The organism is Streptomyces sp. NPDC051133 (assembly GCF_040682635.1).
Lineage (GTDB): Bacteria > Actinomycetota > Actinomycetes > Streptomycetales > Streptomycetaceae > Streptomyces.
The window spans coordinates 1-15,619 of record NZ_JBFBBK010000044.1 but is presented as its reverse complement, the minus strand read 5'-3'; the positions used below and the strand labels follow the sequence as shown (position 1 = coordinate 15,619).

The window sequence follows — 15,619 nt, the reverse complement described above, 5'->3', positions numbered from 1 at the left end:
CTCGTTTACGGAAGTGGGGAAAACCGGCTGACGGGCCGCCCGCGGGAGCCGTTTCGGGCGTTGCGGAAAACGGGCAGCACCGCCGCGCGCAGCACGGGGAAGAGCACGGGACGCGGCGTGTGCCGGCCCGCGAGGTACTGGGCCTTGGCGACCGGCCCCGGGACCACCACGCGGCGCCCCTGCGCCAGACCGCGCAGGCCCGCCTCGGCGACCCGCTCGGGCGTCAGCCAGGCCAGGAACTTCCGCTCCTGGAGCCGTGACATGCCGCCCACCGAGTAGAAGTTGGTGCGTACGGGGCCGGGGGCGAGCAGGGTGCAGTTGACCCCGGTGCCGCGCAGTTCGACGTGCAGCGACTCGGCGAAGGTGTTGGCGAAGGCCTTGCTGGCCGAGTAGGTGGCCGCGGTCGGCACGGGCTGGCAGCCCGCGGTCGAGCCGGTGACCAGGATCCCGCCGCGCCGCCGGGCCAGCATGCCGGGCAGCAGCGCCTGCGTCAGCGCGTGCAGCGAGACGACGTTGACCTGGACCTCGGCGCTCTCCTGGGCGGGGTCGTTCTCGGCCAACGGCCCGCACGTGGGAAAGCCCGCGTTGGCGCAGAGCACGGAGACCGGCTGCCCGGCCAGCTCCTCTTCGAGTGCCCGACGCGCGGCCGGGTCCGCGAGATCACAGGTCCGCACGCGCACCCGCACTCCGTGCCGGTCACGCAGCTCCTTGGCCAGTGCTTCGAGGGCGTCGGTGGAGCGGGCGACGAGCCACAGCCCGTACCCCCGCGCTGCCAGGCCCCGGGCGAGGTGCTCGCCGATGCCGGACGAGGCACCGGTGACCACGGCCCAGTCGGCCGGGGCGCTCACGCCGCCACCGGAGCGGGTGCCGAGGGCGAGGTGAGGTGTGCGGCCAGCCGGCCGGCCGCGGCACGGCCCGTCCGGGCGCACGCTTCGATGGACACGCCCTGGATGTAGTCGCCCGCGAGTTCCAGGCCCGCTATGCCGGCGACGCTCTCCCGTACCTCGGCGAGGAAGTCGGCGTGGTGCGGAAGGTAGCCGCTGTAGGCCGCTTCCCAGTGCTTGACCAGGAGGTTGACGCGCTCGGCGCGAGGCGCCCCCAGGTACTTCACCAGCCGCGCCTCGGCCTCACCGGTCAGCCGGTCGATGTTCTCCGGGCTGTGGTCGGTCAGCCGTCCCTCACGCCCGCTGTAGGTGTAACGGACGATGTGCCGCTCCTCCATGCCGTACGAACCGGCGTTGCTGCAGGGCCCGTCGTCCATGGCGAGGGCGCGCACGTCGTGGCTGAAGACGGGCCGGTCGTACTCGACGAGTACCACGGTGGACGGGAAGTAGTTCACGTTCGACAGCCGCCGGGCGAGCGCGGGCCGCACGGAACGGACGATCTCGGCTGTCGCGTAGGCCGGGGTGGCGAGCACCACGCCGTCGTAGTCGCTGGTCCGCGCGGGCGCCCCGCTCTCGGAGACGCGCAGTCCGGTGACCTTGCCGTCGCGGACCTCCAGGCCTTCCACGGTGGCGCCGAGCCGCACGGGGACCCGCTTGGCGAACGCGTCCAGGACCGGCTGGATGCCACCGGCCAGCTGATCGTAATGGTCCATCAGCATGGCCAGGTTGGTGCCGAACGTGCCGGGGTAGACCTCGTCGGGTTCTGCCCCGTTGTTACGGATGACCATGGGCCGCACCAGCATGTCCGTCATCTCGGTCCCGAAGAACGAGCTGAGCGGGGCGTGGTCGTGGCGCCGCGAGATGCCGCTGAAGTAGCGCGAACCGAGGAAGCGGTTGCGCTCGTCGGCGCGGATCCGCGCCGCCATCGCCGCCATCCGCGCGAGGTCGCGGGCCGAGCCCATCCGCCGGATGTTTCTCAGGGTCTGGCTCCGCCGCTCGCTGTCGAGGGTGAGGATCTCGCCGTCCTTGACGCGGGACGCGTTGTAACCGAAGGACTCGTACGCGTCCACGCCGAGCTCCGAGGTGAACCAGCGGAACGTGTGGTAGCGGCGGCCGATGTTCTTGCCGCCCGTCATCACCTGACGGTCGCCGAGCTTGTCGAGGCCGAAGCGGCCGCCGAGGACCCCGGCCGCCTCGACGAGTTCGACGTCGTACCCGAGGAGGTCGAGGCGGAGCGCGGCGGTGAGGCCGGAGATGCCCGCCCCCACGACCGCCACGCGCCGCCGGTGGCTTGCGCTTCTACCTGTGTGTGCAACTGCCATGGATCAGACTCCGTGCGCTCGCGCGGTCGATTGGGGACGCGGGGCCGCGTCGGGAAGAAGGTCGATACGGCCCTCGACGATCGGTTTGCCGAACTGCCGCAGGACCACGGCCACGGGGATGCGGCCGTCGGCGCCCTGGGCGCCGGCCTCCGCCTCGTGGACCAGGTCGGCCTCGAACTCGGCGAAGTCCAGGAAGGCCGCTTCGCAGCCGACGGTGAGGGCGTGCGGGGTGGCCATCACCCCGGCCCGGCAGGCCGCGGCCACGGCGGCCTGTCTCATGCCCTCGACCATCAGGGGGCCCGGTACGTGGTCGTACTCGTGGTCGAAGAAGGCGGGGTGGTGCGGGTCGGCCGCCAGCAGGTAGCGGGACGCGCCGTCGTCGGGCCCGCCGTCCGTTCCCGCCTCCTGTTCCGGCAGCCCGATGACGACGTTGCGCGGGTTCTCGCGCCCCACCAGGCCGGGGTCCAGCCGGCGTGCCGGGGTCGGGCGGGCGTCGGCCACCGGCTTCTGCGCCCGCTGGAAGGCCCGGAAGATGTCGTAGTCCTCCTGCGACATGAAGGCGAGCACCGCGCTCAGCGTCATCGCCGGGCGTCCGCCGATCTCCATGGCGCCTTCGAGGACCATGCTCACCAGGTCGGAGCCCTTGCTCTGGCGTTCGGCGACCCGGTAGCGCAGGTATCCCTGGAGCGCCGACGTCCCGTCGCTGGCGTACGCCTGCGGGTCCGTCACCCGCAGCCTGATGCGCTGGAGGCTGAAGGGCAGTCCGACGGGCACACCGACGTGGCGGTGCAGCAGCACGAAGATGGACTGCCGCGCGGCCTCGGCGGACGCGAACGGGTCGTGGAAGCCGTCGCGTTGGTCCGACCAGAGACTGTGGGCGCGCGGGATCTGGAAGGAGAGGTGGAAGTCGCCGCCGGGTCCCTGCGCGGAGTCACTGACGAACACCTCCCCGATCTGACGGCGATGGGCGAGGGATCGGGGCACCGTCCGGTCGAAGGTCAGCTCCACGCCAGGAGGCGGCAGTGTGCCGCGCGCGGCGGCGGGCGGGACAAGGCTGGTCATCGGCTCAACTCCGGTTCGGGCGTGTCCTGCTGCGCCGGGGCCGGCGCCGGGCTGCTCTGGAAGACGGGTTTGCGCATCGCGTTCCTGCGCCGGATCTCGGTGCTCGCGAGCCGGCCCAGCTCGCCGAGCGTGGCGCGGCGTCGGCCCGGGGCGCGCAGCAGGTGCCCGCCCGTGGCGCCGAGCATCCGTGCCGGGGTGAGCACCTCCAGGACGGAGGACCGGTGGCTCAGCAGGTTCAGGACGCCGTCGAGCTTGCCGCGCGCGTGCAGCCCGCGCACGACCCGGGGGACGACGCCCGCGATGGGTCCGGTCACGCCGAGATCCGCGGCCAGGCCGTAGTACTCGGCGTAGGTGCGGTCCCGCCATCGGCCGAAGTCCGCGACGGCGCGGTCGAGTCCGGCGCGCGATCCGATGGTGTCGGCGACCCCGTCGGCGAGTCGTTCCGCCTGGTGGAAGGCGTCACCGATACCGCGCCCGCCCGCCGGGTCCTTGAAGTGCCCGGCGTCTCCGAGCAGCACCCAGCCGGCGCCCGCCGCCTCGCGGAAGTAGCCGTAGAAGCGCCGGATGCCGTAGATCCTGCTCGCCCTGGTGGCGCCCGCGAGAGCCTCGGCGATCGGCGCGCAGCGCATCGCGTGGGCGCGTACGGAGCCGTCGAGGTCGGCGCGGAAGCTCTCCCGCTCGTGCTGCTGCGGGGAGACCCCCACGATGTAGAGACCGTTGTCGGCGGGGCCACCCAGCATGTGCCGGTCGCCCCAGCGGTGGAAGACGAACGTCGGCCGCGGACCGGTGTCCGCGCCCTCGAAGTACGTCCAGTAGTAGCTGCGTTCCCCGGGACTCACGTGGTACATGCGGGACCCGCACGCCTCGGCGACCTTCGAGTTGCGCCCGTCGGCGCCGACCACCAGGCGGGCCCGCAGCCGCGTCTCGACACCGCCCGACACCGCCCGGACTCCCGTGACACGGCCGCCCTCCCGGACCACCGCGACGACGCGGGTGCCCAGCCGCACCTCGGCGCCGGACGTGCGGGCCGCTTCCACCAGGACCGGGTCGAGGACCTCGCGGCGGATGCACGCCGCGCCGCCCACGTCACCGGGCTCCTGCGGGAACGCGGCCCGGCAGCGGAACTCCTCCAGGCGCATGTCGATGTGGCTCATGGTGGTGGCCCCGGCCGCGCGCAGCCGCTCCCACACGCCGAGCCGGCTCAGGAACGCCAGGGAGTCGGCCTGGAGGATGTTCGAGGAGAGGGTCGAGCGGATCTCGGTGGCCTGGTCGAGCACGGCGACGCGCAGACCGCGGCGTGCGAGCAGCGCGCCGAGCGTGGCCCCGGCGCAGCGCGCGCCGACCACGATCACGTCGAACTCCTCGTTTCCGAGCGGGTGTTCCGCACCACCGGACCGCTCTCTCGCCTCGACCCGATCCGCCGCTTCGAACCGGTCGCTCTCGCCGGACCGCCCGGCCCGCTGGGACGGCCGGCTCATGAGGCGCCGGTCCAGCGCACCGCCGCGGCGGCCGCGAAGTCCCCGGCGTGCGCGAACCCCGACATGACCACGAGGTCGCCGTCGCGCAGGTCTCCGTCGCGGGCCGCCCGGTCGAGGGTGACGGGCACGGCCGCGCCGTACAGGTTCCCGTAGCGGTCGAAGGTGTCCAGGTGCCGTGCCTCGTCCAGTTTCAGGGCCTGCCGCCAGTTCTTCAGGAAGATCCGGTTCGGCTGGTTGGTGACGAGCACGTCGATGTCGGACGGCCGTTCCCCGAGGTCGGAACAGAGCTTCCCGACGAGTTCGGGTACGAGCGTGTTGCCGCGCTGGAGGATCTCGGTCGTCTTGTCGGTGTCGAAGCCGATGTCCATCTGGCCTTGCCCCGGCTCCCAGTACTTGCGTCCGTCCGGGGTCTTGATGCCGAGGTCCACGGAGTACGCGGGGATGCTGCGGGTCCGTACTCCGAGGAGCGGCGAGCCGGCACCGGCCGCCAGGTAGGCCACCCCGCAGCCGTCGCCCGGGATCGGCGCGTGCGACAGCTTGCGCACCTCGGACTGGGCGAACATCTGGCCCGCGGTGTTCTGCACATTGGCGATCAGCGCGGTGCGTGCCGCTCCGTCGGCCATGATCTTCTGGGCCAGCGCGAGCATGTACGGGAACGAGGCGCAGCCGCCGTTGTGCAGGTCCACGATCCACTCGGGCTCGATGCCGAGGGCGTGCGCGGCCTGGGCGCCGACGCCCATGAACGGCTCGTCCGGCAGCAGCACGTTCGTCAGCAGCACGTCGACCTGGCCCGCCGGCTCCTTGCCGAGGCGCTCGAAGACCGGCCGGGCCGCCTTGGCGATCATGTCCGCGGCCCGCTCGCCGGGGGCGACGTGGTGCCGGGTCGGGGGCACACGGAACAGCGGTGTGTTGGCGAGCGGGTCCACCGGGGCGCTCTCGTCGAGGAAGAACTCGGGCCCCACCACGTTCTCCGGCAGATAGCTCCCGAAGTCGACTATGCCGACGGGCTGCATGACAGTTCCTTTCGAAGCCAGTCCTCGACGGTGCGTGCCGTGTGAGCGGCGTGCTCCTCGAGGAGCGAGAAGTGGTCGCCGGTGACGGGGGTGACGGTGGCCGCGGCCTGCCAGAGTCGCCAGGCCGCCGCGTCGGGCGCGTCGGGCCCCCGCTCGGCGGTCAGGAGCAGCGCGGGCGCCGTCAGCGGGTCGGCCGCCCAGTCGTCGAAGAGCCCCAGATAGCCGCCCATGGCCAGCACGCCGGCGTCGTCGATGTCGGCGGGCGCGCCGTCCCGGTCGAGAATGCGGCCCATCGCCCAGGCGAACACCGCTTGTTGCTGCGCGGGCTCGGGCCAGTACGTGTCGATCAGCACGACCCCTTCGACGCGGTGCCCGGCGCGCTCCAGCGACGCGGCGGCGGCGTGCGCGAGGGCGCCGCCGATGGAGTGCCCGGCCAGAATCAGCGGGGCACCGCCCGCGGTGGACAGCGCGGCTGCGGCCAGGCTGTCGACCGCCGCCCGCCACGAGCCGGGCAGCAGCGGCGAGGTGCCGAGACCCGGCAGGGTGAGGGCGGACATCCGCGGCCGCCGGGTGAATCCGGCGGCGAACCGGGCGAACTGGTGCGGTCCCGAACCGGCCAGGAAGGACGGCACGCAGATCACGGCGGGCGTGGCGGGGCCGTCGGAGACCAGCACGGACTCCACCGGGCCCGCGGGCCGTTCGGCCGTGGTGAAGACGGGCCGGTCCGCGGCGGCAGCCCGCAGCAGCGGCACGGCGTCACCCAGCCGCCCTTGTCGGTGCAGGTCCCTGAGCAGGTGGGCGGGGCCGCTCGGGGGGCTCGGCGCGAGCAGCGGCCGCAGGTGCTCGGCGAGGGCCGAGGGCGTGGGGTGGTCGACCAGGAGGGTCGCCGGAAGGTCGAGGCCGGTGACCGAGACCAGGCGCCGCTGGAAGCGGACGGCGCCGAGCGAATCGATGCCGAGCTCCAGCAGCGTCCGGTCCGGGTCGATCAGTGCGCCGTCCTCGTAGCCGAGGACGAGGGCCACCTGGGTGCGGACCATCCCGAGGACGTCCCGCTCCTGGTTCGCCCGCTCCTGGTCCGCCCGCTCCGGTCCGTGCCGCTCCGGTCCGTGCCGCTCCGGCTGTTCCTGTGCGGCCGGTGCCGGTGCCGGTGCCGGTGCCGGGGCCGCCTGGTCGGCGGACGGGCCGGGGTCCGTGCCCCGGACGGCCTGCGGTGCGTCGATCCAGTGGCGGCGCGGCTGGAAGGCGTACGTGGGAAGGGGCACCCGGCGAGCCGCGTCCCGGGGGAGGACGGCCGCCAGGTCCCCGCGCACCCCGTGGGTGTGCAGCTCGGCGAGCGCGGTCATGAGCGCGGTGGGTTCGGGCGCGCGCCCGTCGAGGGCGGCGCCGAGCACCGCGGACCCCGGGTCGTGCAGGCAGTGCCGGGTCATCGAGGTCAGCACACCGCTCGGCCCGAGCTCCAGGAACGCCGTCACCCCGGCGCCCTCCAGGCACCGTACCCCGTCGTGGAAGCGGACGGGGCGCTCGGCGTGGCGGACCCAGTAGCCGGGAGTGGCCAGGGCGGCCGCGTCGGCGAACGTCCCCGTCACGTTCGAGACGACCGGCACGGCAGGCGCGTGGTAGCTCAAACCGTCGGCCACGGCGGCGAGTTCGTCGAGCATGGGACGCATCAGGGGCGAGTGGAAGGCATGGCTGACGCGCAGCCGACGGGTGCGGCGGCCCTGCTCCTGCCATGGTCGCAACCAGGCCGTGAGGGGGCCGGCGGCGCCTGACACGACGACCGAGCGGGGCCCGTTCACGGCGGCCACGGCCAGCCGGCCGTCGCTGGGCAGACACTCCAGGACCTCGGCCTCCGTCGCCTCCACGGCGACCATCGCGCCGCCCTCCGGCAGGGCCTGCATGAGCCTGCCGCGCGCGGCGACCAGCGCGCTCGCGTCGGCCAGGGACAGCACCCCGGCGACATGCGCGGCGGACAGCTCACCGATCGAGTGGCCCATCAGGAAGTCCGGCGTGAAACCCCAGGACTCGAAGAGTCGGTAGAGAGCCACCTCCAGGGCGAACAGGGCCGGCTGCGTCCAGTCCGTGCGGTGCAGCAGCTCCGCCTCGGTGGTGCCCTCCGGAGCGTCCATCACCTGGCGCAGCGGCAGGTCCAGATGCCGGTCGAGCTCGGCGCGGGCCGCGTCCAGGGCGTCGGCGAACACCGGGTGGGCGGCGGCCAGTTCGCTGCCCATGCCGGCGTGCTGGGACCCCTGCCCGGAGAAGAGGAAGGCGGTCTTGCGTGCCCGCGCCGCCACCCCCAGCACGGCGTTGCCCGGCAGTTCCCCCGCGCCGAACGCCGCCGTCGCCGTGAGGAGTTCGGCGCGGGTGGTGCCGGTGAGGGCGGCTCGGTGGTCGAAGTGGGTGCGGGTGTGGGCGAGTGCGGCTCCGACCTGGAGGGGGGTGGCGTCCGGGTGGGCGGTGGTGAGGTGGGTGTGCAGGCGGCGGGCCTGGGCGCGCAGGGCGGCCGGCGTCCTGGCGGACAGCACCCACGGCACCACCGGCAGGGCCTCCGGTGCCGGCGCCGCCCCGGCGTCGGGGGACGCGTCGAGCGGCGCCTCCTCCACCACGACGTGTGCGTTGCTGCCGCTGATGCCGAACGAGGACACCCCGGCCCGGCGCACCCGCTCGCCGCGCGGCCACGGGGTGGCCTCGGTCAGCAGGGAGATGCCGCCGCCGGACCAGTCGGCCCTGGGCGTGGGCCGGTCGACGTGCAGGGTCCTGGGCAGCACTTCGTGACGGAGCGCCTGGATCATCTTGATGAGTCCGCCGACGCCCGCCGCGGCCTGGCTGTGCCCGATGTTGGACTTCAGCGAGCCCAGCCGCAGCGGGTGCGGGGCGGTCCGTTCGCGGCCGTAGACCGCCCCGAGGGCGTCGATCTCGATGGGGTCGCCGAGCGTGGTGCCGGTGCCGTGCCCCTCGACCGCGTCGATGTCGTCGGGACGCAGCCGCGCCGCGGCGAGGGCCTGCCTGATGACGCGTTGCTGGGAGCCGCCGTTCGGGGCGGTCAGGCCGTTGCTGGCGCCGTCCTGGTTGACCGCCGTGCCCGGGATGAGGGCGAGGACGCGGTGGTCGTTGCGGCGGGCCTCGCTGAGGCGCTCCAGGAGGAGGACCCCGACGCCTTCCGCCCAGCCGGTGCCGTCGGCGGCCTCCGCGTACGAACGGCACCGGCCGTCCGGCGAGAGCGCCCGCTGCCTGCTGAACTCGGTGAAGACGCCCGGCGTGGACATCACCGTCACGCCGCCCGCAACGGCCAGCGTGCACTCGCCGTTGCGCAGGGCCTGCACGGCCAGGTGGACGCTCACCAGCGACGACGAACAGGCCGTGTCGACGGTGAGGGCCGGGCCCTCGAAGCCGAACGCGTAGGAGACCCGGCCCGACAGGACGCTGCCCGCGGAGCCGATGCCCCAGTACCCCTCCAGCTCGGCCGGCCCCGACCGCGCCAACTGCGCGTAGTCCTGGCCCGTCGTCCCCACGAACACACCGGTCGGCGTACCGCGCAGGCCGCCCGGGTCGATGCCCGCGTCCTCCAGGGACTCCCAGACGGTCTGCAGGAGCAGCCGCTGCTGCGGGTCCATCGCCAGGGCTTCGGTGCGGCCGATGCCGAAGAACTCCGCGTCGAACTCCGTCGCCCCCTCCAGGAACCCGCCGGCCCTGGCGTACGTCGTGCCGGTGTGGTCCGGGTCGTCGTGGAAGAGCCGGGTCAGGTCCCAGCCCCGGTCCGCGGGGAAGTCCGCGACCACGTCGCGGCCGGCGGCCACCAGGTCCCACAGCTCGTCGGGGCAGGCCACGCCGCCCGGATAGCGGCAGGCCATGCCCACCACCGCGACCGGCTCGTGGGCGCGTTGCTCGACCTGCCTCAACTGCTGTCGGGCGGACTGCAGTTCGGCGGTGACACGCTTGAGGTACAGCAGTGCCTTGTCGTCGTCCGGCATGGTTTCAGCCCACCCCCAAGTCGTTGTCGATCAGGTCGTACAGCTCGTCGGCGGAGGCTTCGTCGATGCGGTCCCGGTGCAGGCCGCCACCGTCGTCGCCTCTGTCGTCGCCGCCTCGGTCGTCGAGGGCCGCGAGCAGCGACCGCAGCCGCGTGCGCACCGCCGCCACGTCGGTCTCGGCGACCGACGGGAGCAGCTCGGTGAGGTGGTCCAGATCCGCGTGCACACCGGGCCCGGTCGCCTTCTGGTTCCCGGCGGCGTGCGCATCGAGCAGGGTGCGCAGGTGCGCGGCGAGCGCCGGAACCGTCGGGTGGCCGAACACCAGGGTGGACGGCAGGCTGAGCCCGGTCACCCGGCTCAGCCGGTTGCGCAGCCGCACCGCGCCCAGCGAGTCCAGGCCCATTTCCTTGAAGGGACGCTCCGGGTCGACCGCGCCCGTGTCCCCGTACCCGAGGACCCCGGCGACCTCCGCCGCGACCGCCGTCAGCACCAGCGCGTCCCGCTCCTCGGGCGGAGCGGCCGCGAGGCGCGCGGGCAGCGCCGCGCCCGACCGGTCCGCGAGGTTCTGCGCGGCCGGCACCAAGGCCCGCAGCACGCCGGGCAGTGAACCCTCCCGGGCCTGGGCACGCAGCGCGCCCGGGTCGAGCCGAGCGGGCAGCAGCAGCGCGTCCTGCGTGCCGTGCACCGCTTCGAACAGGTGCAGCGCCTCGTCGGTGGCGAGCGGCGCCAGCCCCGACCTGCCCAGCTGCGCCACCTCGGTGGCCCCGAGGTGGCGGGTCATGTCGCTCGCCTCCTCCCACAGGCCCCAGGCCAGCGAGAGCGCGGGCAGCCCCTGGGCGCGCCGCCAGTGGGCGAACGCGTCGAGGAACGTGTTGGCCGCCGCGTAGTTGCCCTGCCCCGGGCCGCCGAAGGTGCCCGCGACCGAGGAGAACAGGACGAACGAGGCGAGCGGCACGGACTCGGTCAGCTCGTGCAGGTGCAGCGCCGCGTCCACCTTGGGGCGCAGCACGTGGTCCAGCCGCTCGGGCGTCAGCACCTCCAGAAGGCCGTCGTCGAGCGTTCCCGCGGAGTGGACGACGGCGGTCAGTGGATGCGCGGCGTCGACCGACGCGAGGAGCGCCGCCGTCGCCGGCCGGTCCGTGACGTCGCAGGCCGCGACCGTGACCTGGGCGCCGAGGCCGACCAGTTCGGCCGTCAGCTCCGACACGCCCTCGGCGTCCGGGCCGCGACGGCTGGCCAGGAGCAGATGCCGCGCACCCCGTTCGGCGGCGAGATGCCGGGCCAGCTGAGCGCCGATTCCGCTCGTGCCCCCGGTGATCAAGACCGTGCCGTCCGGGTCGAAGGGGAACGGCCCGCCGGATGTGCCGCGGGCACGAACGACACGAGGGACGTGGAGCACGCCGTTGCGTACGGCGACCTGAGGTTCCCCGGCGGCCAGCGCGACGGGCAGGAGACGTGCGGGATCCTCGGAGGCGTCACCGGCCAGATCGACGAGCGTGAAGCGCCCGGGGTGCTCGGACTGCGCGGTACGCACCAGCCCCCACAGGGGCGCGAGGTCGGGGGCGACGGCCGCGCCGGGAGCGGTGGCCACGGCGTTCCGGGTGACCAGCACCAGGCGCGCGTCGGCGAACCGCTCATCGGCCAGCCAGCCGCGCAGCAGTGCGAGGGTGTGGTCGGCGCGGGCACGTGCCGCCTCAGCGGTGGGCCTGCCGTGGGCCGCAGGCACGAACGCGACGACGGTGTCCGGCACGGGTCCGCCCGCGTCGAGCGCGCCGGCGAGGTCGGCGAGGGCGGGGTAGGCGGGGAGGTGCGCGGCTGCGGAGCCGGTGGGGGCGTTCGAGCCGGCCCCGGCGTCCGAGCCGCTCACGGCACCCGGGCGCGCCATGGTCATCCCGTCCTCGGCCAGGACCGCCCAGTGTCCGGACACGGGTCCGAGGTCCGGGGCCGGTGCAGCCTGCCAGTCCACACGGAAGAGGGAGTCGGCCGGCCCGCGCCCGCCGGCCAGGCGGGAGGGGTCCACCGGGCGGGCCACGACCGAGTCGACGGTGACCACGGGGGCGCCCGCCTCGTCGAACGCGGACATCCGGACGGTGCCCTCGCCGAGTGCGGTGAGGGACACCCGCAGGTGTGTGGCGCCGGCCCGGATGACGCGTACCCCGGACCAGGTGAACGGCAGCCACGCCTGCCCGGACGCCCCGCCGTCATCGGCCAGTTCGGTCAGCTGGGCGTGGAACGCGGCGTCGAGCAGGGCCGGGTGCACCCCGTACCCCTCGGCGCCCCCGCCGTCGGCGGTCGTCGTGGCGTCCACCTCGGCGAGGAGCGCACCGTCGCGCCGCCAGGCCGCGCGCAGCCCGCGGAAGACGGGTCCGTAGCCGAAGCCCCGGTCGGCGAGCCGGTCGTAGAGGCCGTCGACGTCCAGCGGGTCGGCGCCCGACGGGGGCCAGGAGACGGGGCCGGGGGCGCCGTCACCGTGCGCCGGGGCGGGCGCCAGGAAACCCGCGGCATGCCGTGTCCACTCGCCGCCGCCCGCCGTGTCGGCCGGCCGGGAGTGGACCGCCACCGGCCGTCGTCCCCGGCCGTCCGGGGCGCCGACCGACGCCTGGAGGTCGGCGGCACCCTCGTCGGGGAGTACCAGCGGCTCCTCCAGCGTCAGTTCCTCGACCATGTCGCAGCCGACGTGCGAGGCGGCGAGGACGGCCATGTCCACGAAGGCGGTGCCCGGCAGCAGGACCGTGCCGTGGACCGCGTGGTCGTCCAGCCAGCCGTGGGTGTCCCGCGAGACGCGCCCGGTGAAGACCCACCCGCTGCCGTCGGCCAGTTCGGCTCCGACGGTCAGCAGCCGGTGCCCGGTGGAATGCAGTCCGGCTGTTCCGACGTCGCCCACGGCGGCCCGGGGCGCCGCCCAGTGACGGGTCGACTCGAAGGCGTACGTGGGGAGTTCGACGTCACGCGCGGCGGCCGGGTCGAACATCGCGTCCCAGCGCACGGGCACCCCGTGGGCATGCGCGGCGGCCAGGGAGGCGGTGAACTGCGCCTGTTCCCGCTCGCGCCGGGCGGAGCCCAGGACGGCCGGGGCGGACCGGCCGGTCCCGCCTTCGCGGCCCCCTGCCCGCTCCACGGTCTGCTCCACCGCGAAGGTGAGGATCGGGTGCGGACTCACCTCGATGAACGTGGTGTGCCCCTGGTCGAGCAGCGCGCGGACGACCTCCTCGAACCGCACGGTCCGGCGCAGGTTCCGGTACCAGTAGCCGGCGTCGAGGCCGCGGGTGTCGAACGCGCCCGCGGTGACCGTGGAGTGGAAGGGCACCTCTGCGGAGCGGGGCGCGATCGGTGCCAGGACCTCGGCCAGACGCTGTTCGAGCGACTCGACCTGGGGGGAGTGCGAGGCGTAGTCGACGGGGATCCGCCGGGCCCAGATGTCCTCGGCCGAGCAGCGGGCGAGAAGCCCGTCCAGGGCGTCGGGGTCCCCCGAAACCGTCATGGACGAGGGGCCGTTGACGGCGGCCACGGAGATGAGTCCGTCCCAGTCCGCCAGGAGCGGCAGCAGCCGCTCGGGCGACGCCGTCACCGACGCCATGCCGCCCAGCCCCGCCATGTCCGCGATGGCCTTGCTGCGCAGCGCCACCACGCGGGCGGCGTCCTGGAGCGAGAGGCCCCCGGCGACGTACGCGGCGGCTATCTCGCCCTGCGAGTGCCCGACCACGGCGTCCGGCTGCACGCCATGGTGGCGCCAGAGCGCCGCGAGTGCCGCCATCACCGCGAACAGCGCGGGCTGTACGACGTCCACCCGGTCCAGCGGGGGAGCGCCGGGCGCCCCGTTCAGGACCTCGTCGAACGAGAAGTCGGTGTAGGGCGCGAGCGCGTCGGCGCACGCGCCGAGCTCGGCGGCGAACACCGGTTCGGCGGCGGCGAGTTCGCGTGCCATGCCGAGCCACTGGGAGCCCTGGCCGGGGAAGACGAAGACGGTCTTTCCGGTGCGGGCGCGGGCCCGGGTCAGCTGATCCGCCTCCTCTCCCCGGGCGAGCGCGGCGACCGCGTCGAGGAGTTCGGCGCGGGTGGTGCCGGTGAGGGCGGCTCGGTGGTCGAAGTGGGTGCGGGTGTGGGCGAGTGCGGCTCCGACCTGGAGGGGGGTGGCGTCCGGGTGGGCGGTGGTGAGGTGGGTGTGCAGGCGGCGGGCCTGGGCGCGCAGGGCGGCCGGCGTCCTGGCGGACAGCACCCACGGCACCGCGGGGGGCGTCGCGCCGGGGGAGGAGGGTTCGGAGCCCGGCGTCCGGGCCTCGGGCGCGGCGGTCTCCGTCTGCACGGCGGGCGCCTCCTCCACCAGGACATGCGCGTTGGTCCCGCCCACGCCGAAGGCCGACACCCCGGCCCGGCGGACCCGCTCGCCGCGCGGCCACGGGGTGGCCTCGGTCAGCAGGGAGACCACGTCGCCGGACCAGTCGGCCTTCGGCGTGGGCCGGTCGACGTGCAGAGTCCGCGGGAGCACCTCGTGATCCAGTGCCTGGATCATCTTGATGAGTCCGCCGACGCCCGCCGCGGCCTGGCTGTGCCCGATGTTGGACTTCAGCGAGCCCAGCCGCAGGGGCTGTCCGGCGGGGCGGTCCTGGCCGAACACGGCCGTGAGGGCGTCGATCTCGATGGGGTCGCCGAGCGTGGTGCCGGTGCCGTGCCCCTCGACCGCGTCGATGTCACGGGGGCGCAGGCCGGCGTCGGTGAGCGCCTGCCTGATGACGCGTTGCTGGGAGCCGCCGTTCGGGGCGGTCAGGCCGTTGCTGGCGCCGTCCTGGTTGACCGCCGTGCCCGGGATGAGGGCGAGGACGCGGTGGTCGTTGCGGCGGGCCTCGCTGAGGCGCTCCAGGAGGAGGACCCCGACGCCTTCCGCCCAGCCGGTGCCGTCGGCGGCCTCCGCGTACGAACGGCACCGGCCGTCCGGCGAGAGCGCCCGCTGCCTGCTGAACTCGGTGAAGACCTTCGGCGTGGCCATCACGCAGGCGCCGCCCGCAACGGCCAGCGTGCACTCGCCGTTGCGCAGGGCCTGCACGGCCAGGTGGACGCTCACCAGCGACGACGAACAGGCCGTGTCGACGGTGAGGGCCGGGCCCTCGAAGCCGAACGCGTAGGAGACCCGGCCCGACAGGACGCTGCCCGCGGAGCCGATGCCCCAGTACCCCTCCAGCTCGCCGGGGCCGGACCGTGCCACGTTCTCGTAGTCCTGGCCGCTGCTGCCCATGTACACGGCGGTCGGCGACTTCCTCAGGCGGCCGGGGTCGATGCCCGCGTTCTCCAGGGACTCCCAGACGGTCTGCAGGAGCAGCCGCTGCTGCGGGTCCATCGCCAGGGCCTCGCGGCGCGCGATGCCGAAGAACTCCGCGTCGAAGTCGGCGACCGCGTCCAGGAATCCGCCGGTACGGGCGTAACTGGTGCCGGGCTGCTCGGGATCGGCGGAGAAGAGGCGGTCGAGGTCCCAGCCCCGGTCGCGGGGGAAACCGGAGATGACGTCGCGCCCTTCGGCCACCACGTCCCACAGGCCGACGGGGGAGGCCACGCCGCCCGGGTAGCGGCAGGCCATGCCCACCACCGCGATGGGGTCGTCGTCAGGTCCGGGGCCCGCGCCGACGCCCGCCGCTTCCGCCTCCGGGGCCTCGTCCTCGGAATGCGCGAAGCCGAGCAGGCCGAGCAGGTGCTCCGCGACGGCGGCCGCCGTCGGGTGGTCGAAGAGCAGGGTGAGCGGCAGTTCGAGGCCGGTGGCCCGGCTCAGCCGACCGGTCAGCTCCACGGCCGCGAGGGAGCCGTAGCCGTAGTCGCGGTAGGCCATCTCCGGGTCGATGTCGAGCGGGTCCGTGCCCGCGAGGCCCGCGGTCTCCTCGCGGACCAGGTCGAGCAGGGCCGCCG

General features: G+C 74.4%; 7 protein-coding genes. All 7 read right to left on the bottom strand.

Features of this window, described 5'->3' with window-relative positions:
- Positions 1 to 5: 5 nt before the first annotated feature.
- Positions 6 to 848 carry an SDR family oxidoreductase gene (locus tag AB0N17_RS33875; RefSeq protein WP_366015434.1) on the bottom strand — a complete coding sequence of 281 codons (843 nt, stop codon included), beginning with the start codon at positions 846 to 848 and terminating at the stop codon, positions 6 to 8.
- A complete protein-coding gene (locus tag AB0N17_RS33870; protein WP_366015433.1) occupies positions 845 to 2,161 on the bottom strand; it encodes an FAD-dependent oxidoreductase in 1,317 nt (438 codons plus the stop codon). Before AB0N17_RS33870 ends, AB0N17_RS33875 begins: the two co-directional genes overlap by 4 nt.
- A 48-nt stretch (positions 2,162 to 2,209) precedes the next feature.
- On the bottom strand, positions 2,210 to 3,268 hold the full coding sequence (locus AB0N17_RS33865; protein WP_366015432.1) for an AfsA-related hotdog domain-containing protein: 1,059 nt from the start codon (positions 3,266 to 3,268) through the stop codon (positions 2,210 to 2,212).
- On the bottom strand, positions 3,265 to 4,746 hold the full coding sequence (locus AB0N17_RS33860; protein ID WP_366015431.1) for an NAD(P)/FAD-dependent oxidoreductase: 1,482 nt from the start codon (positions 4,744 to 4,746) through the stop codon (positions 3,265 to 3,267). Before AB0N17_RS33860 ends, AB0N17_RS33865 begins: the two co-directional genes overlap by 4 nt.
- The gene (locus AB0N17_RS33855) at positions 4,743 to 5,759 is read right to left on the bottom strand and encodes a 3-oxoacyl-[acyl-carrier-protein] synthase III C-terminal domain-containing protein (protein WP_366015430.1); all 1,017 of its coding nucleotides are present in this window, start codon (positions 5,757 to 5,759) and stop codon (positions 4,743 to 4,745) included. Before AB0N17_RS33855 ends, AB0N17_RS33860 begins: the two co-directional genes overlap by 4 nt.
- Positions 5,741 to 9,727: an alpha/beta fold hydrolase gene (locus tag AB0N17_RS33850; RefSeq protein ID WP_366015429.1), complete on the bottom strand. Its 3,987-nt coding sequence runs from the start codon at positions 9,725 to 9,727 to the stop codon at positions 5,741 to 5,743. Before AB0N17_RS33850 ends, AB0N17_RS33855 begins: the two co-directional genes overlap by 19 nt.
- Before the next feature lie 4 nt (positions 9,728 to 9,731).
- Positions 9,732 to 15,619: SDR family NAD(P)-dependent oxidoreductase (locus AB0N17_RS33845; protein WP_366015428.1), on the bottom strand; the 5,888-nt coding region annotated here is incomplete at its 5' end.

What these genes read in the sequence shown, in the direction of transcription:
- AB0N17_RS33865 (WP_366015432.1), bottom strand. Translation starts at nt 3,268, where the DNA reads ATGACCAGCCTTGTCCCGCCCGCCGCCGCGCGCGGCACACTGCCGCCT.
- AB0N17_RS33860 (WP_366015431.1), bottom strand. Translation starts at nt 4,746, where the DNA reads ATGAGCCGGCCGTCCCAGCGGGCCGGGCGGTCCGGCGAGAGCGACCGG.
- AB0N17_RS33855 (WP_366015430.1), bottom strand. Translation starts at nt 5,759, where the DNA reads ATGCAGCCCGTCGGCATAGTCGACTTCGGGAGCTATCTGCCGGAGAAC.
- AB0N17_RS33850 (WP_366015429.1), bottom strand. Translation starts at nt 9,727, where the DNA reads ATGCCGGACGACGACAAGGCACTGCTGTACCTCAAGCGTGTCACCGCC.